The organism is Sphingopyxis fribergensis, from assembly GCF_000803645.1.
Classification (GTDB): Bacteria; Pseudomonadota; Alphaproteobacteria; order Sphingomonadales; family Sphingomonadaceae; genus Sphingopyxis; species Sphingopyxis fribergensis.
The window spans coordinates 264,123-279,966 of record NZ_CP009122.1; the positions used below are offsets into that span (position 1 = coordinate 264,123).

A 15,844-nucleotide genomic window follows, 5' to 3' on the forward strand; every position below is an offset into this window, starting at 1 on the left:
AACTGCTCACCAGGCATTCGTGGCTCGTCGACCATCACGCGCCGCGAAACCGCGCCTGTTGAAAGCCCCATTATACACAGTGCCATTTTGAGGATTAGTCGCTAATGTGCGCAAGCTGTTATTAGAAGGCCTTATGAATGGCGCGCGAAAATCTCAATGACCTGGCGGCCTTTGTCACCGTAGCGCGAGAACGCAGCTTCACGCGAGCAGCGGCGCAACTGGGTGTGTCGCAGTCGGCCCTGAGCCAGACTATCCGCCTGCTTGAAGCGCGTATGGGGGTGCGCCTGCTGACCCGCACCACGCGCAGCGTGTCCTCGACTGCCGCGGGCGAACGGCTTTTTCAGTCGCTCGCTCCGCATCTCGACGAGATCGATGCCGAGCTTCAGGCGATCAGCGACATGCGCGACAAACCTTCGGGCACCATCCGGATCACGGCGGCTGACTACACCATCGATTCCCTGCTCTGGCCCCGGCTCAATTCCCTGCTTCCCCAATATCCCGACATCAAGGTCGAACTCGTCGTCGATTATGGCTTGACGGACATCGTGGCGGAACGCTTCGATGCCGGGGTGCGGATGGGGGACCAGATCGCCAAGGACATGATCTCGGTGCCCATCGGCCCTGCGGTGCGCTTTGCCGTGGTCGGGGCGCCTTCCTATATGAGGGACCGTGACGTTCCGATCATTCCACAGGATTTGCTCCGGCACAATTGCGTCAATCTGCGCTTGCCGACCTATGGTAGCCATTACGCGTGGGAGTTCGAGAAAGGCGATCAGGAACTGAAGGTCCGCGTCGATGGGCAACTGGCCTTCAACAGCGTTCACAACATTCTGGCCGCCTCGCTCGCCGGGCACGGCCTGGCCTTCCTCCCCGAGGATATGGCGATGCCTTATCTGGCCGATGGTAGGTTTGTCCGCCTGCTGGAGGATTGGTGCCCGCCCTGGGAGGGCTATCACCTCTATTACCCAAGCCGGCGTCAGACCCTGCCGGCGCTGCGCGTGATCGTGGATGCCTTGCGCTATCGCCCCTCGACCGCGCCCTGAAAGTCAGGTCTGCGTGGCTGAACCCTTCCTCGGCAGCATAAGCGCCACAACCGGCATGGCCAGCACGGTGGTCACGGCGCTGGCGATGAACACGCTGCGCAGTCCGGCCAAGCCCGCTAAGGCGCCTAGCGCCGGACTCCCGAGACCCAGCGTGACATCGAGAAAGGCATTGTAGACACCCATCGCCATGCCCTTGCTGTCGTCGGGCGCGCGGCGCACCGCCTCGCGGCCCAGCCCGGGGAAGATCAGCGAGAAGCCGCCGCCGCACAGACCGGCCCCGACAATCGCGACCCAGCCCTTGCCGGCCAGCGCGATCATCAGCAGCCCGGCTGTCTGGACCACCATGCAGCCCAGCGCGGTCTGCGCGCCCCCCATCCGGTCGGGCAGATCCCCCCACAAAAAGCGCGCCACGATCAGCGCGGCGGCAAAGCCCGTGAAGGCCAGCGCGCCATGCGCCCAGCCCGCCTGCGCGAAATAGAGCGTCAGAAAAGAGGTGACCGCACCAAAGGTGATGCCCGAGAGGGCAAAGGCGATCCCGGGCAGGATGACGGCGCTCACCACAGCCCGGACCGACCCTTGCGGCCGGGCCTTGGGCACCAGGGCAGGCTCACGCCAGACTAGCGCGGCGGCCATGGCGGGCAAGAGCAGCGCGGACACCGCGATCCCGCCAAATCCGGCATGGCGATAGACGAGATCGCCGACCGGCGAGCCCACGGCCATGGCCGCGAACATCGCCATGCCAACCCAGGCGATGGCCTTGCCCGCCATATTGGCCGGTAGTAGCGCCAAAGCCCAGCTGATCCCGCCGGTGATGATGAGACTTTCCGCCCCGCCCAGCAGAATGCGCCCGATCAGGATCACGGAAACCGCCAGCACCGGCTGCTGGGGGAACAGCAAGGAGAGGATGTAGCATCCGCCCCCGCCGATGGCCGCGCACAGCCCCACCAGCACCGCATGGCGGCTGCCCCGCGTGTCGGCCAGATGCCCGGCCCACAGGCGCGAGGCGAGCGCGGCGAGAAACTGCCCGCCCGAGACCAACCCGACGACAAACGGGCCAAAGCCCAGATCGTCATGCACATGCAAGGGCAGGACCGGCAGCGCCATGCCTACCACCAGATAGCCGACGAAGACGGCGGCCATCACCGGAAAGGCCGGCGCCAGCGGGTGGCGGGCAGGTGTCTGGCTCACGGGCGCAGGATCGCTTTGATCGCGCGCCGCTCATCCATGGCGCGGTAGGCATCGGCCACCTGCGCCAGCGGAAGGTCGAGGTCGAAGACCAGCCCGGGGTTGATCTGCTTGTCCCAGACCTTGGCGATGAGGTCGGGCAGGAAGCGGCGCACGGGCGCGGGGCCTCCATGCAGATGGACATGGTAGAAGAACAGATCCTCGCCGCGCAGCTCGACCCCATGCGGCACGCCCACAAAGGAGGTGAAACCGCCGGGCCGTACCACCTTGAGCGCCTGGTCCATCGATTGGGCGGTGCCCACGCATTCCAGCACGCTGTCGGCGCCTACGCCCTTGGTGAGGTCGCGGATGCGGGCAATGCCGTCCTCGCCGCGTTCCTCGACGATGTTCGTCGCGCCCAGCTGCCGGGCGATGGCCTGCCGGTCGGGATGGCGGCTCATGGCGATGATCCGCTCCGCGCCCATCAATTTGGCCGAGAGCACAGCGAGCAGCCCCACTGCGCCATCGCCCACCACAACCGCCGTGGCGCCGGGGCGGACATTGGCGGCATCGGCGGCGAACCAGCCGGTGCCCATCACATCCGAGACGGCCAGCAGGCTGGGGATGAGGTCGGCGGACGGGATTTCGGGCGTGGCTACCAGCGTGCCGTCGGCCAGCGGCACCCGCAGCATTGGCGCCTGCGCCCCGCCGACGAACTCGCGATTCTGGCACGAACTCTGGTAGCCGTGCTGGCAATGGGGGCAGGTGTTGTCAGAGGCGAAGAAGGAGCCGATGACGAACTGGCCGGGTCGGATGGTCTTGACCGCGCTGCCGACCTCCTCGACGATCCCGCAATATTCATGGCCCATCGGCATGGGCGCATCGTGGGCCTGAAGGCCTCGATAGGGCCACAGATCCGATCCGCAGACGCAGGCTGCCGTCACGCGGATCACCGCATCGGTGGGGTGCAGAATGGTGGGCTGCGCGACATCCTCGAAGCGGATGTCATTGGGGCCGTAGAGCATGGTGCCCAGCATGGAAATCTCCTGTCTGGCTGGTGGCAGCGATAGGATGCTGCGGGAAAGTCTAAGAAAGGGTCAGGCGTCGGGCCCGTAGCCCGGTCGTTTGGTGAGGCTGGCCGCGTTGCCCGCAATGTCGGGCGTGAAGACCGTGTCCATCCAGGCCTCAGGGGCGACCTGCTCGACCGCCACCGACACCAGCGCCTCATCGACTCTCAGCACGTCGGTAACGTCGGGCAGAATGAGATCGGTAAGGCGTCGAAGTTGCTCCGGACTCTTGCCTGGGACAATTTTCACGATGACATGGGGCATCCGAGGGCTTTCACTGTCGGTTACCGCAAAGCGTTGGCGCGGGCCTTACAGGCCCAGCGGCGCCAGTTCGCGGATGAGGTCGATGAGCAGGCGCAGCGGCACGGGCAGCTGCCTGCGACTGGGGTAATAAATGTGCATGCCCGGGCCCATCGAGGCCCAGTCGTCCAGCACGATCCGCAGCTCCCCCCGCGCGACCAGATCGGCGATGCCGGGCTGCGCGGCGTAGATCAACGCGGCGCCGTGGCGGGCCATGGCGACGGCGGTTTCGCCATCGTCGATGGTGATGGCCCCCGGCACGGACAGTTCCAGCGTTTCAGCGCCGCGGTCGAATTCCCAGCGGTAGATGCGCTCGTCGCCCAGCTTGATCTGGATGCAGCGGTGAGACAGCAGATCCTCGGGATGGGCGGGCGTACCGAAGCGGTCGAGATAGGCAGGCGAACCGGCGACCACCCAGCGGATGTCGGCGGACAGACGCTGGGCGATCATGTCCTCGGGCACGGTGCCACCATAGCGGATTCCCGCGTCAAAGCCGCCATCGACGACATCGACAAGACTGTTCGTGACGCTCAGGTCGATCTCGGCATCGGGATAGCGGTCGAGGAACACCGGCATCACCGGCGCCAGCAGATGGGTCGCCGCTTGATCGAGCACATTAAGCCGGATGCGACCGGCGGGCGAGGCCCGAAAGCGGTTGAGTACATCGACGGCATTGTCGATCCGGCGGAATGGCTCGGCGATGTTGGCTAGAAGTTCCTCGCCCGCCACGGTTAGCGTCACGCTACGGTTGGTGCGGTTGAGCAGACGCACGCCGAGGCGTTCCTCGAGCCCGCGCATCGCATGGCTGAGCGCCGAGGTGCTGATGCCCAGTTCGAGCCCCGCCAGACGAAAGTTGCGATGCCGCTCGATCGCCAGGAAATAGCCCAGATTGGCGATGTCCGATCGGTTGAACCTCATGGCGCTATCCTGTGGGGCGGGGCGCTCATTTCACGCCCGGACCCTTGGCGTAATCGGCATCGCTGACCTTTTCCAGCCACTCGACATTCTTGCCGTCGACCGCCTCCTGCACCGACAGCTGGACGAGCCCGGTGGTCGCCGAGGCGCCGTGCCAGTGCTTCACGCCCGGCGGGCACCACACGACATCGCCGGGGAGGATCTCGACGATGGGCTGGCCTTCTTCCTGCGTCCAGCCCACGCCCGAAAGGACGATCAGATATTGCCCCTTAGGGTGACGATGCCAGGCGCTGTGCGCGCCGGGCTGGAAGGTGACCGTGCCGGCCGAGGCCGTGCTGGGCGCATGGGGATCGAACACCGGCTGAACGGTGACCATGCCGGTGAAACGTTCGACCGGGCCGGGCACGGCAGGGTGAGAGCCGGCGCGAAACACCTCGACATGGGCGGTCTGCGCCCATGCAGGGGTGGCGACCAGCGCGGCGAGGGCAAGCAGCGCCTTCATTGCGCATGCCTCTTGGCGAACACATCCTTGGCAACCGGTAGCGCCGACATGGCATTGGGCCAACCGGCGTAGAAGGCCAGATGGGTGATGACTTCGGCGGCCTGCGTCTCGGTCAGGCCATTGTCCATCGCGCGGTTGAGATGGTAGGGGATCTGTGCCGTCTGCCCGGCGGCGATCAGCGCCGCCATGGTGATCAGGCTGCGGTCGCGCGGGGCCAGATCGGGGCGCAGCCACAGGTCCTTGAACAGATAATCGGTGGTGTAGTCCACTAGCCCCGGCGCCGTTGCGGCGAAGTTGTCACCCACCAGCTTGGCCCGCGCGGCCTCGGCCTTCTCGTCGATGGGCAGCAAGGGCGGGCTGACTGCGGGTAGTTGATCCGCCCCGATGTGGTGCCGGGCGAACACATCGCTCACCGGCGGGATGGCCGCCATGGCATTGGGCCAGCCCACGTAATAGGCCAGATGGGTGATCGTCTCGGAAATCTCCGCGGGTTTCACACCGTTGTCGAGCGCCTTTTCGGTATAATAGCCCAAGGCAAAACTCTGCCCGCGCGCGATCAGCGCGGCGATGGTGACCAGGCACCGGTCGCGGGTGGAGAGGCCAGGGCGTTTCCAAACAGTGCGCTCCAGCCGCTCCTGCCCATAATGGTCGAGCGCGGGAGCGACCGAGCGTACTTGCTCTCGGGTGACGGGACGCGCTGCGTCGAGCGGGGTCTGGGCGTGGAGGTCGGTCATACTGGAACATCCTGCGAGAACGAGGAGGGAGAAACGGCCCAAGGCCCGCGCGCGACGCATCACGCGGCTCAATGCGTGGTGAAGCCGCCGTCGACCGGCAGCGCCACGCCCACGACAAAGCTGGCGCCTGGGCTGCACAGCCACAACACGCTTGCGGCGATTTCCTCAGCCAGACCAAGGCGGCCGATGGGTTGCAGCTTGAGGAATTCGTCCATGGCTTCCTTCTGGGTTTCCAGCATGTCGGCCACCATCGGCGTGTTGATGACGCCGGGACAGATCGCGTTGATCCGCACGCCGCGCGGGGCATATTCCAGTGCGGCGCTCTTGGTCAGCCCAATGACGCCGTGCTTGCTGGCATGATAGGCCGCGCGCTGCGGCAAGCCGACCAGACCGCCCAGCGACGAGCAGTTGACGATGGCGCCGCTCCCCTGATGGCGCATCACCTTCAGCTCATGCTTCATGAAGGTCCATATGCCGCGTAAATTGACGCTGTTGACGAGGTCGAAATCCTCCGCCGTCTCGTCAGCGGCGTCGGTCGGGGGCACCTGAATACCCGCGTTGTTGAAAGCCATGTCGAGGCGACCGAAGGCGGCGACCGTCTGCTCGACGGCGGCGGCGGCCTGCGCTTCATTGGACACATCGCAGCCGATGCCGATGGCACGATGCTCGGCGGCAATCAGCTTCTCGGCCTCGGCCTGTGCTGCCGCCAGATTGCGGTCGATGATCGCCACGGCGGCGCCCGCCTGCGCAAAGGCCTTTGCAGTGGCCAGCCCCATGCCCGAGGCGCCTCCGGTCACCAGGGCGACCTGTCCGGTGAAATCATAAGACACGCTCATGCCTGCAACTCCGAGAGATAATCCTCGTCGCTCACCTTCTCCATCCACACGACATTGACGCCATCGAGCGCTTCCTGAACGGCGATATGGGTCATGGCGGTGGTGGCGGTCGCGCCGTGCCAATGCTTGTGGCCGGGCGGGCACCAGATGACGTCACCGGCGCGGATCTCGACCTTTTTGCCGTCCTCGCACTGGGTCCAGCCGCAACCGGCGGTGACGATCAGCGTCTGGCCAAGCGGATGGGTGTGCCAGGCACTGCGCGCGCCCGGTTCGAAGGTGACCGCCGCGCAGGACGCGCGCGCGGGAGCGGGCGGCGCGTTGAGCGGATCGATACGAACGGTGCCTGTGAACCAGTCCTCGGGGCCTTTCATCGAAGGCTGACTGCCTGCTCGTTTCAATTCCATGGTTGCCTCGCAAAGGTCCCGATCACCGGGACGGGAACGTCAGGAGCAAGGGATAGGCCACGTGCCCGCTGACAGGGATATGGCCATTTACGCTCGAACAGGGCGGTCGGGGCCATGAGAAAAGCCCAACGGTGAGTTGAATGAAATTCAAGAGGAGCTGACGGATCATGTCCGCTGGCCTGTTGGACGATAGAACACCGTCGTCATGGCCCAGTATGAAAACAAGGTTCCGGATTGGAGGTGCATCGTCCTTTGCGCTAGTCGCGCTCGCCGCATGCAACGGGGAAACAGAAGGGGGAACGGAGTCGGGCCGTTACCGTGAGCGATCGCGCTGCCAACGATCCTACCGGAAATCGCATCATCAACGTTGGGGGCGACCCCGACAATTGGCTATGTCACGGGCGTGGCTATGATCAGTCACGCAACAGCCCGCTCACTCAGATCAACACCCGCAATGTAGGCCAGCTCGGATTGAAGGGGGCATCCATCCCATCAGTTCGCCCCGAACCGGCGGTCACTTCGCTCCGGCGAATCTACGCTCCGCTAATCTGACGGACCGCAGAAGCGTCGCTTCATCCACCGCGCAGATGGCGACCCTCACCGTGAAAAGAAGCGTTCTACGATATCGCGCGCGAGGCGGGCGGGACGGTGTGTGTTCGCATCGATGCAGCACCAACTCGACCGAACTACAGCAAGCACGTCCTCGCCGCGTTTGATGATCGTCTCATAGAAGGCTCTTGCCCCCTGCACCTTCTCCAGCAGAACTGTAGCGACTACGACATCGTCAAGAAAGGCGGGCTTACGATAGGTGATCTCGTGCTTCAGGGCCACCCAAAGGTGACTGCTGACGGCTTCTGCTGGAGCCACACGTTGCCAGTGGTTCAGCACGGCCGCCTGGACCCATTTGAGATAGCTCGCGTTATTAACATGCCCCATGAAATCGATATCGTCTTCTTTGATACCGATCGGGTAGCTATGGGGAATGGCGGCAGACATGATTCTCCGTTAGCACGGATGCTGCAGCGCAGCGAGCCGATCTTTTCCCAGATCCGGCTTATACGGGCAGGTAATTGGCGCCGGCGGGCCGTCCCACAACTCTGCCGCGATCGAGGTGCTCTGACCGTCGTCGTGTCAAAGAGCAGCGGACGTGCAGCACTATAGTCACTGGGACGCACGCTGTCGCGCGAAGCGCTGCTCGCTATTCGTGGGTAGACCCGGGTAATGCTCCTTGCTCGGAGCGGGACGCGTATTTTTTCCAGGCAGTGGCCAAAATCGCCGCAGCCAGGATCATTTGAGACGATAGAGATGTTTGCGATATCATATGGTTTCTCAGGGATCATCAGGCTGATCGCTGCCACGGAAGCGCCAACGCGTGATCTGCCCCTTCTGAGTGGCCCATCGACTATCATCGTCTGGATCGCGAAGGAGGAATTGAAAGGCTCGCAAGCACAAGCCCGAGGAGATCATCGGCAAGCTGAGTGAGGCGGAGATCATCCTGGCACCGGGCGGTACGGTTTGGGATGCTTGCCGCCGGATCGGCGTCACCGAACAAAGCTACTATCGCTGGCGCAAGGAGTATGGCGGTCTGAAGATGGATCAGGCGCGGCGGATGAAAGACCTGGAACGAGAGAACGCCCGGCTTCGACAGGCGGTGTAGGACCTGACGCTCGAGAAGCTGATCCTGCTGGAGGCTGCCAGGGGAAACTATTGAGCCCCGCGCGCCGACGGCGCTGTATCGATCACATCCGAGGGATGATGCCGGTGTCCGAGCGGCGGGTTTGCCGTGTGCTTGGGCAGCATCGATCGACGCAGCGCAAGGCGTCCCGCGGGGCGGACGACGAAGCGGCTCTGACCGACGACATCATCGCACTTGCTCGGCAGTATGGTCGTTACCGCTATCGCCGGTTGACGGCCTTGCTGCGCGATGCCGGCTGGCATGTGAACCGCAAGTGGGTCGAGCGTATCTGGCGGCGCGGGGCGCTCAAAGTGCCGCAGAAGCAGCCGAAGCGCGGCCGTCTGTGGATCAATGACGGATCGTGCATGCGGCTGCGCCCCGAGTATCCGGGGCAGGTGTGGTCCTACGACTTCGTCGAGCGGCGCACCCACGATGGCCGCAAGTTCCGCATCCTGCCGATCATCGACGAGGCCAGCCGCGAGTGCCTGGCCTTGCCGGTGGCGCGGCGGCTCAGGAGCGAGGATGTGCTGGCGGCGTTGGTCGAGCTGTTCGTCACCTGCGGCCCGCAGGCACACATACGTTCGGACAACGTCCTGAATTTATCGCCACGGCCGTCCAGCAATGGCTGGCCAGGATCGGTGTGAAGATGCTCTACATCACACCCGGCAGCCCGTGGGAGAACGGCTACTGCGAGTCCCTCAACGGCTCGATGCGCGACGAGCTGCTCAACGGTGAGATCTTCTCCACGCTGGCCGAAGCCCGTATCCTGATCGAAGCATCGCGGCGGCACTATACACCGACAGGCCGCATAGCTCGCTGGGCTATCGACCGCCGGCCCCGGAAACTGCGACGCCGGCATGGCCGCCCTCCGGTTCCGCTGCGCTCCATCTGCGACCGACCATGGCGCCGGAGGCGACAATGCACTAACAATCAAACCGGACCACTCGGTGTGGGCCGATCATTCGGAAGCTGCCGGACATTGTGCTGAAACGCTTCTGCTATTCTCAACAGCAAATTGGATATCAGCGTGGATTACGTCAATCTCGGCCATTAGGATCTCTAGGTCTCTCGCCTGTGTTTTGGCTGCTCGAGCTATGGCGAGCCCGGACGGGGGGCATGGTCTTTAAGCGAGGAAGGCAGGCGCTGGAGGCAGGGATCAATTCTTCGACACGGCCAATCCCAGCGGCAGTTCGGAAGAGATCGTCGGCCAGGGCTCGCGCGATATGGCCGTCCTGTGGCGACCACGGTCAGCAAGAAGGCATGCGCGGCTGCCTGATGGCCGAGCCGAAAACCAATACTGGGGAATATTGTGGTTATCCGAGTTGAAGAGCTTCATAACTCGCGCCGAAAGACGAGTTCTTCAGGGCGGTGTTCGTTGTCAGCGCCAATGCTTCGGCCGCGCCGATTCGTCTTTGGCTGCCATCAAGTTTCGCTGCTATTGCCAGTAAGGAATCGGTGTACGAAGTTTCCTGAAGTGTCTGATGCCGGTACTGGTGGCGGTCAAAACGGATGAATGATATTGCCCGATACGGCTCGGGTTTCGATGCGCGGAAGGACAAGTCTGCCGAACCGGCGGGCGATTCTCCGGCAATCGCTGAACTTCTGGTCGCGTTGGAAAGAGACTATCTAATCCTACTGCATCGATTGTCGCATCGCCTGCACTCGCAGGAGGCGGCGGAAGACGCTCTTCACGACGTTTATGTGAAGCTCCGATCATATCCGGACATCGGAGAAATCCGGAGCCCCAAGGCCTATCTTTATCGGATGGGGCTCAACCTCGCGAAAAATCACATCCGCGCCCATAGCCGAACCGCAATGGTCGATGACTTCATCCTCGCGCTGGTTCCGGACATTGCCCCGGATCCCGAGCAGGTTGCTTTCGCTCGCCTTGAGATGGATCGAGCGCTTGAAGCACTGCACGCCATGCCCGAGCGGCGACGGCAATTGTTTCTTGCAAGATGGCGGGACGGCAAGCCACAGGCTGAAATCGCCTTGGAATTCGGATTACACAAGCGATCAGTGCAAAAAGAACTCGCGCGCGCCGAAACGTTCCTTCGCAAGGTTCTGCGCCGACCAAAACTGTAGAACGGGGCCAGTGGTCCGCGCCATGGGGCGGCAATCGCCTACATATCCCGCGATAAAAAAAAAGAGGGCGCCTTTCTGATCCCTCAGGTGTCCAGGCGCGGGAATGGACGGATTTCCTCCTCAGGCGACCGCGGATGTACCGTGCCGGATTTGGGGTGGTGATCGAGGAAGCAGGTGCGTTGAGGTTCCCAGCGCAAAAAAGGCTGCTTCAATACACCCGAGGAGTCGCCATGGCGGCTTTGAACGTATGACCGTAGATGTCGCACTATGCGCTCGACAGTCGGAGACCCGGCCGCCCCTCGCGCCACCGAACCGGGGCCGAACGCGTCGGACGACCGCACATGCAAGACCTGACGCCCGACCGACGCTAGCGCCTTGGCAGGTCAGGCTCGCAACCCAGATCATGCAACGCGATTTCAGCAAGGGTATTTCGATTCTCGATATCGCGTGCCAGTGTCGGTTGTCCCTCAGTCACTTCATCAGGGCGTTCTCCAACACGGTGGGCACCGCACCATATGCATGGTTCGTGCAGAAGCGCGTGCAGCATGCTGAAGCTCTGCTAACCGAAACACACCTCCCGATCGTCCAGATCGCACTCGAATGCGGCTTTACGGATCAAGCCCATTTCACGAAAGCGTTTGCCAAGGCGAATGGGACAACGCCCGCACGGTGGCGGCGTCAACCCTCGTCGGGATAGCCAGGAGGAAACGATCAGCTGTTCTCGGTTGGCAAGCCCTTGCGGGCGGCGCGGCGGCGAAGCGCCGTTCCCAAAAGCCTGGGATCGTGCACGGGGCGATTCCAGCGCGCAGAATCATTGAGGGCGGTGAGATCTTCAAGATGGGTCAGGAAAGTATACACCCGGTTGACGATCTCGATCATGAGAGCTTTCATCTCGGCATCGGAGATCTTCGAGACTTGGGTCCAAGGGATTTCGCCGAACGGTGTCAACACCTTGACGTCAGTGAAGTCTCCAGAAATGCTGTTCGGTGTCGTTCCAGCGTGCAAATCCTCAAGGCGACTATTGCGAACGCATTGCTCGACAAGCGCAAGTGCGATTCTGCGCGCCGCCCTGTCGGGAATTGCCTCCTCAGCCACGTGATCACCCTCGATTCCGGAAGATTGCTTGGTCTCTCGCTCTGCGGCCGGTGGTCATTATAGACCATTGTCACCTTGTGGTTCGATGCTCCAGTTGTCACGCGAAACTCTGCAAGCGGATCTTGCCACGGTCCGCCTGACGCGTACTCAACGATGAGTATCTTTCGGCATCCCCTCCGCGCGGAGCCATCCGCTCAGAACCGGCAGCGGGCATCCGCGCACTGCCGGCTCAGTTGTTCACGCGTTCAGTTTGTCCTTTACCGCCTTGGCGGGCGCGAAGGTCAGCTTCTTTGACGCAGCGATCTGAATGGTTTCGCCAGTCGCCGGATTACGCCCTTCGCGAGCTGCGGTTTCCTTAACCTTGAACTTGCCGAAACCGTTGAGGGAAATCTCTTCGCCGCCCGCTGCGGCTTGGGCGATCGCGGCGAACACGGCATCGACGGTCTTGCGCGCATCGACCTTGCTCAGGCCAGAGTCGGCAGCCAGCTTATCGGCGAGATCACTGTTATTCATGCAAAAACTCCCATTGTGTTACAGTGGTTCGGTGAGGGCCACGCCTTTATATCTTTGCCTGCAGATCAGCCAGTTTTTCCTGGCATAGTTCGTTGACGACGTTGCCGAGCAGTTCAATCCGCTCGGAAAGAAAGGAGAACTCCTCGTCGGTCATCTGGAACCAGTCGGAGTGTCGGGCCTTCACATAAGCGTCTTTGAGTTTCAGGAAGCGCGCCTCGAGTTTCCGCTTGTCGCGTGGCCAGACATCTACGAGCTTGGGCGACAACCTTTCCGCCAGCTGCCGCAGAAACTTGATGTTATGGCTGTAAGGCGTGTAGAAAGTGAACACGAGCAGGATGCAATAATAGAGCCGTTCGCACGCCTGTTGCAGGTTATAGGCGGCGTCCGGATACTGCTTGTTCGAGTAACAGAACTGATATGTCATCCGCGAAGATACGGCCAGCCCGAACCACTGGTCATAATAGCCTTTGGCCATGTCATAGGCCTGCTGCGGCGTCTTCGGCTTGGGCTTGTGTAACTCGCTGTCGTCGGCCTGATAGAGCGCAATGCCCTCGCGGGCGATGTCCATGAAGAAATACCGGCCATGCGCCAGTCCGTCATTCACCTCCTGAAGGGTGTGAACGATGAAATTGACCGGGGTCCGCAGCCGGTTCAGGATCATGGTCTCGCGGTCAAGGCGCTCCGCCGCCTTTTCCCAATATTCGAGCCGGTCTGTCAGTTCCTTCTGGTTGACGATGATGAGCAGGTCGAAATCCGATCGATAGCCGCGTTCGGTGTGCGGCTCATGGACCCAACGCCCGGTCGCGTATGAACCGTACAGAATGATCTTCAGGATGCGGCCAAGCTTGCGCGGGCCGGTCGGCTGGCCATGCGCGTCGTCGAATTCCTCGAACAGGATCTGGATGACCCGATCAAGTTCGCGTCGCTTGTTCGCAGGCAGATGGTGAAGTTCGGTTTTCATCGTCTCGATGTCGCTCGGCTCAGGTCAAAGGGAAGCGGGAGGGATCGTCTTCCCAGGGATTGAAGATCACGGCCCCGCTGTGGCGCGTATCCTTCACGTTGCGCGTCACGAGGAAGAGATCATGTTCGATCGCGGTGGCAGCGAGCAATGTGTCGATGACCGGCGGAGCCTGCCGGACTCTCCGTTTGACGTCGCCGGAAATCGCGCCCCAGCGGTAGACGATGGCGTCGTCGACAGAGAGGAGCCGATCGCTGAAGCGGTGCGCGAGCGCATCGCGCGCGGCCGTGTAACGCGAGCGATCGGGGTGGTCGGGCTCCAGATTGTGAATACCTTTGTCATATTCCGCGAGCGCCAGCACGCTCAAGAACATGCGATGCTCAGGCTGCCCCGTCGCCCAAGCCTTCACGCTTGGCGCACCACTCGGACTTGCGAGCGCCGAAACGACATGTGTGTCGAGCAGCCAACCTTTCACAGGATGATATCCCTTCCACGGTCGACCTCGCGCTCAAGATCGAGACCATCGAGCCCAAGACCCTCCAGGAACGGCACGAAAGCAGGCTTGCCGGCACCCCTGGGGAGAAGGCGGTCGAGTTCGTCAACGCTGATCACGACAACAGCTTCCCGACCTCGAACCGTGACCCTCTGCGGCCCTTCGCTCTGCGCGCGCCTGACCACTTCACTGAAGCGAGCCTTGGCATCCTCCAGTTTCCAGGCTCCGGGCGGACCGGATTTGTCCCTGTTTCCTTTGCGAACGGCTGTGCCCACTTGCGTTCTCCTGACTAGCTAGTCAGATATAGCCTCTGGGTCCCGGTTCGGCAAGCGGCTCAGGTAGCTTTTGCGGAAAAGTCTTCTGCTAGTTTCCGAAACTCGCGGTGCATGCGGATCATGCCCCATTTGTTGGTCTTGATCGACGATTGCGGAGCCGGACCGCTTTGCGGTCGCCCACAAGACCTGTGGAATTGGTTCCGCACTTCGGGTTCCGCGTTTATCATCACGCTATGACCAAGCAGAACGATTCGAGCCAAGGTTCACTGTTCGGCGCCAGCGAATTGCCCGCAATCAAGCGGACAAAGCAGGCGCTACCCGACCGGTCAACGCTTGAGCCATTGGACCAATTGTCCCCTGATCGCATGCATGCTCTCATCAAGCGTCACGGCGCTAACCGCAATCCCATACGAAGGTGGTTCAGTGCACTGATCACGCGCCGAAAGCACATCTAGCATCTCCATCTACTGGCCCGGCGCATGATCTCCCATCGGTCCGATCCGCCCCGGTTCGGCCATTCAGGACTCAACAAATATCTTTCCGTAGTGACGGGCGAGGACGGTCGCTTGAGCCGCTCCGATCGCAATCGCTTTGGTCGTCGTTTCGGCAATCGCGTCCGCGGCGCGATCGAACAGCGCTACGCACCGATGGTCGTCGAACCGGGAGGTGTAAAGGATGCCGTCGGCGACGGTCGTTGCGTGAATTTCGGCGCTGACCTCCCAGCATCGTAGATATTCGACGCCATGGAGATCGGTAGAGGAGAGGCCGTGTGCTAAGGCGCCGGCATCGATCAGAGGATAGAGCCTCAGCGCTCTTGTAGTCTCCAATTCACTGCGCACTCGGGCTTCGATGCCTGACGAGAGAATGTATGGGGTCTCGGGAGTTCGGACGAGTGTCTCGCCGAACGCCATTTCGAGCATCCTTGCCGCATACAGCACCTTATAGCTGCCATCCGGCGAGTCGAAACGGGACTGCGGGGTATCGCCGACAGGTCCGAAAAAAATCGGACTGTGCTCGGCACGATGTATGCGATGAACGCGAACGCCCGCATCAATACGCCTCAATCGGATGGACGCCATTTACGATCAGGCAGTCCAGCTCGCCGCCAAACCCGCAAGCTGCTTTAGAATTTTCTGCTCCGGCCGTCTTGCGAGCGTTTGGAAGATCGTTTCGGGGGATGATCCGAACCCATCGACCGGCGTGGTGAGCATCATCAATTGCTCCCAGGGGTTCATATCGTCGAAGGCTTCCAGCACGGCCTTGAGGCCATGCAACACCTCGCCTTTAACAAACTGCGCGGCAGGATAGCGAAGCTCCGTTCCGTAGGGGACGCCCAGAATCTGGCGACGCTGTCGCTGCTTGTCGATCGCGGCCGAGGAGACACCGAGCATCTCGGCGACATGGGCGCGGTCGAACATGCCGCCGGCCCGCTCGGCCATTTCCTCGCGAAATTGCGCGGTCCGTTCGCGTGCCGACCTGATCGCTTCGAGGTCGGCCGGCGCTTCGGGAGCGATGTCGCGCGGCGCGATGACCAGCGCGTGCCGGAGATCCTCAGAACCGACTATATCGGCAAGCGTATCGTCGCTGGCGGACTCCACTGCTTTGGCAATTGCCAGCGTCAGCCTTTCCAGCGCCTTGTGCCGCAAAGTGTCGCTCGCGGAGAAGGGCGCGCGAGGCGAGGTGCGCCGGCTGGATTTCGCGACGTGGGCGGTGCTGGCCATGATTGTCCTTTCCGTCTGCAATATGTCAATTACGACAAAAAGGACAAGGGCGGATTGTCCATTG

At 62.2% G+C, this 15,844-nt stretch carries 19 protein-coding genes and 1 pseudogene; 4 read left to right on the forward strand and 16 right to left on the reverse strand.

Annotated elements, in window-relative coordinates:
• Nucleotides 1-137: 137 nt before the first annotated feature.
• Nucleotides 138-1,043 (forward strand): LysR family transcriptional regulator, encoded by a 906-nt coding sequence (locus SKP52_RS01140; RefSeq protein WP_039570738.1) that lies wholly within the window; start codon nucleotides 138-140, stop codon nucleotides 1,041-1,043.
• Nucleotides 1,044-1,046: 3 nt separating this feature from the next.
• Here SKP52_RS01140 and SKP52_RS01145 read toward each other — a convergent pair whose 3' ends face one another.
• The 9 genes from SKP52_RS01145 to SKP52_RS01185 all read right to left on the reverse strand — a co-directional run bounded on the left by SKP52_RS01145 (nucleotide 1,047) and on the right by SKP52_RS01185 (nucleotide 7,961).
• Nucleotides 1,047-2,231: an arabinose transporter gene (locus SKP52_RS01145; RefSeq protein WP_039570741.1), complete on the reverse strand. Its 1,185-nt coding sequence runs from the start codon at nucleotides 2,229-2,231 to the stop codon at nucleotides 1,047-1,049.
• Nucleotides 2,228-3,244: a zinc-dependent alcohol dehydrogenase family protein gene (locus SKP52_RS01150; protein WP_039570743.1), complete on the reverse strand. Its 1,017-nt coding sequence runs from the start codon at nucleotides 3,242-3,244 to the stop codon at nucleotides 2,228-2,230. The genes SKP52_RS01145 and SKP52_RS01150 overlap by 4 nt, the downstream gene beginning before the upstream one ends.
• Before the next feature lie 60 nt (nucleotides 3,245-3,304).
• A complete protein-coding gene (locus SKP52_RS01155; RefSeq protein ID WP_039570746.1) occupies nucleotides 3,305-3,538 on the reverse strand; it encodes a tautomerase family protein in 234 nt (77 codons plus the stop codon).
• A 45-nt stretch (nucleotides 3,539-3,583) separates the two neighbouring features.
• Nucleotides 3,584-4,492 (reverse strand): LysR family transcriptional regulator, encoded by a 909-nt coding sequence (locus SKP52_RS01160; protein ID WP_039570748.1) that lies wholly within the window; start codon nucleotides 4,490-4,492, stop codon nucleotides 3,584-3,586.
• Between the two features lie 25 nt (nucleotides 4,493-4,517).
• Nucleotides 4,518-4,991, reverse strand: a complete 474-nt coding sequence (locus tag SKP52_RS01165) for a (R)-mandelonitrile lyase (protein WP_039570751.1) — start codon at nucleotides 4,989-4,991, stop codon at nucleotides 4,518-4,520.
• Nucleotides 4,988-5,725: a carboxymuconolactone decarboxylase family protein gene (locus SKP52_RS01170; RefSeq protein ID WP_039570754.1), complete on the reverse strand. Its 738-nt coding sequence runs from the start codon at nucleotides 5,723-5,725 to the stop codon at nucleotides 4,988-4,990. Before SKP52_RS01170 ends, SKP52_RS01165 begins: the two co-directional genes overlap by 4 nt.
• 68 nt (nucleotides 5,726-5,793) lie before the next feature.
• On the reverse strand, nucleotides 5,794-6,561 hold the full coding sequence (locus SKP52_RS01175; protein WP_039570756.1) for a glucose 1-dehydrogenase: 768 nt from the start codon (nucleotides 6,559-6,561) through the stop codon (nucleotides 5,794-5,796).
• Nucleotides 6,558-6,932, reverse strand: coding sequence for a (R)-mandelonitrile lyase (locus SKP52_RS01180; RefSeq protein WP_321164066.1), 375 nt, complete (start codon nucleotides 6,930-6,932; stop codon nucleotides 6,558-6,560). Before SKP52_RS01180 ends, SKP52_RS01175 begins: the two co-directional genes overlap by 4 nt.
• Before the next feature lie 630 nt (nucleotides 6,933-7,562).
• Nucleotides 7,563-7,961, reverse strand: coding sequence for an acyl-CoA thioesterase (locus SKP52_RS01185; RefSeq protein ID WP_039570762.1), 399 nt, complete (start codon nucleotides 7,959-7,961; stop codon nucleotides 7,563-7,565).
• Between the two features lie 466 nt (nucleotides 7,962-8,427).
• Between SKP52_RS01185 and SKP52_RS25865 the strand changes: the two are divergent.
• From SKP52_RS25865 to SKP52_RS01200, 3 genes and pseudogenes are all read left to right on the forward strand, one after another.
• A pseudogene (locus SKP52_RS25865) lies at nucleotides 8,428-9,567 on the forward strand (IS3 family transposase).
• Nucleotides 9,568-10,149: 582 nt separating this feature from the next.
• Nucleotides 10,150-10,725, forward strand: a complete 576-nt coding sequence (locus SKP52_RS01195; protein WP_081997148.1) for an RNA polymerase sigma factor — start codon at nucleotides 10,150-10,152, stop codon at nucleotides 10,723-10,725.
• Between the two features lie 403 nt (nucleotides 10,726-11,128).
• On the forward strand, nucleotides 11,129-11,422 hold the full coding sequence (locus tag SKP52_RS01200; protein WP_039570764.1) for a helix-turn-helix domain-containing protein: 294 nt from the start codon (nucleotides 11,129-11,131) through the stop codon (nucleotides 11,420-11,422).
• A 14-nt stretch (nucleotides 11,423-11,436) separates the two neighbouring features.
• On the opposite strand, the gene SKP52_RS01205 is transcribed toward SKP52_RS01200, so the two are convergent.
• The 7 genes from SKP52_RS01205 to SKP52_RS01235 all read right to left on the reverse strand — a co-directional run bounded on the left by SKP52_RS01205 (nucleotide 11,437) and on the right by SKP52_RS01235 (nucleotide 15,780).
• The gene (locus SKP52_RS01205) at nucleotides 11,437-11,820 is read right to left on the reverse strand and encodes a hypothetical protein (RefSeq protein ID WP_039570766.1); all 384 of its coding nucleotides are present in this window, start codon (nucleotides 11,818-11,820) and stop codon (nucleotides 11,437-11,439) included.
• Between the two features lie 237 nt (nucleotides 11,821-12,057).
• Nucleotides 12,058-12,333 (reverse strand): HU family DNA-binding protein, encoded by a 276-nt coding sequence (locus tag SKP52_RS01210; protein WP_039570768.1) that lies wholly within the window; start codon nucleotides 12,331-12,333, stop codon nucleotides 12,058-12,060.
• A gap of 46 nt (nucleotides 12,334-12,379) precedes the next feature.
• Nucleotides 12,380-13,294: a HEPN domain-containing protein gene (locus SKP52_RS01215; RefSeq protein WP_039570770.1), complete on the reverse strand. Its 915-nt coding sequence runs from the start codon at nucleotides 13,292-13,294 to the stop codon at nucleotides 12,380-12,382.
• Nucleotides 13,295-13,313: 19 nt separating this feature from the next.
• Nucleotides 13,314-13,766, reverse strand: coding sequence for a type II toxin-antitoxin system VapC family toxin (locus SKP52_RS01220; RefSeq protein WP_039570773.1), 453 nt, complete (start codon nucleotides 13,764-13,766; stop codon nucleotides 13,314-13,316).
• Nucleotides 13,763-14,059, reverse strand: a complete 297-nt coding sequence (locus tag SKP52_RS01225) for a type II toxin-antitoxin system Phd/YefM family antitoxin (RefSeq protein ID WP_052207704.1) — start codon at nucleotides 14,057-14,059, stop codon at nucleotides 13,763-13,765. Before SKP52_RS01225 ends, SKP52_RS01220 begins: the two co-directional genes overlap by 4 nt.
• Nucleotides 14,060-14,577: 518 nt before the next feature.
• On the reverse strand, nucleotides 14,578-15,138 hold the full coding sequence (locus SKP52_RS01230) for an RES family NAD+ phosphorylase (protein WP_039570776.1): 561 nt from the start codon (nucleotides 15,136-15,138) through the stop codon (nucleotides 14,578-14,580).
• Between the two features lie 6 nt (nucleotides 15,139-15,144).
• On the reverse strand, nucleotides 15,145-15,780 hold the full coding sequence (locus SKP52_RS01235; RefSeq protein ID WP_039570779.1) for a hypothetical protein: 636 nt from the start codon (nucleotides 15,778-15,780) through the stop codon (nucleotides 15,145-15,147).
• Between the last annotated feature and the right edge of the window lie 64 nt (nucleotides 15,781-15,844).

Bases quoted from the DNA above. Each gene is read 5' to 3' on its own strand.
- SKP52_RS01140 (WP_039570738.1), top strand. From the start codon at position 138: ATGGCGCGCGAAAATCTCAATGACCTGGCGGCCTTTGTCACCGTAGCG.
- SKP52_RS01150 (WP_039570743.1), bottom strand. From the start codon at position 3,244: ATGCTGGGCACCATGCTCTACGGCCCCAATGACATCCGCTTCGAGGAT.
- SKP52_RS01155 (WP_039570746.1), bottom strand. From the start codon at position 3,538: ATGCCCCATGTCATCGTGAAAATTGTCCCAGGCAAGAGTCCGGAGCAA.
- SKP52_RS01160 (WP_039570748.1), bottom strand. From the start codon at position 4,492: ATGAGGTTCAACCGATCGGACATCGCCAATCTGGGCTATTTCCTGGCG.
- SKP52_RS01165 (WP_039570751.1), bottom strand. From the start codon at position 4,991: ATGAAGGCGCTGCTTGCCCTCGCCGCGCTGGTCGCCACCCCTGCATGG.
- SKP52_RS01170 (WP_039570754.1), bottom strand. From the start codon at position 5,725: ATGACCGACCTCCACGCCCAGACCCCGCTCGACGCAGCGCGTCCCGTC.
- SKP52_RS01175 (WP_039570756.1), bottom strand. From the start codon at position 6,561: ATGAGCGTGTCTTATGATTTCACCGGACAGGTCGCCCTGGTGACCGGA.
- SKP52_RS01180 (WP_321164066.1), bottom strand. From the start codon at position 6,932: ATGAAAGGCCCCGAGGACTGGTTCACAGGCACCGTTCGTATCGATCCG.
- SKP52_RS01185 (WP_039570762.1), bottom strand. From the start codon at position 7,961: ATGTCTGCCGCCATTCCCCATAGCTACCCGATCGGTATCAAAGAAGAC.
- SKP52_RS01195 (WP_081997148.1), top strand. From the start codon at position 10,150: ATGAATGATATTGCCCGATACGGCTCGGGTTTCGATGCGCGGAAGGAC.
- SKP52_RS01200 (WP_039570764.1), top strand. From the start codon at position 11,129: ATGCAACGCGATTTCAGCAAGGGTATTTCGATTCTCGATATCGCGTGC.
- SKP52_RS01210 (WP_039570768.1), bottom strand. From the start codon at position 12,333: ATGAATAACAGTGATCTCGCCGATAAGCTGGCTGCCGACTCTGGCCTG.
- SKP52_RS01215 (WP_039570770.1), bottom strand. From the start codon at position 13,294: ATGAAAACCGAACTTCACCATCTGCCTGCGAACAAGCGACGCGAACTT.
- SKP52_RS01230 (WP_039570776.1), bottom strand. From the start codon at position 15,138: ATGGCGTCCATCCGATTGAGGCGTATTGATGCGGGCGTTCGCGTTCAT.
- SKP52_RS01235 (WP_039570779.1), bottom strand. From the start codon at position 15,780: ATGGCCAGCACCGCCCACGTCGCGAAATCCAGCCGGCGCACCTCGCCT.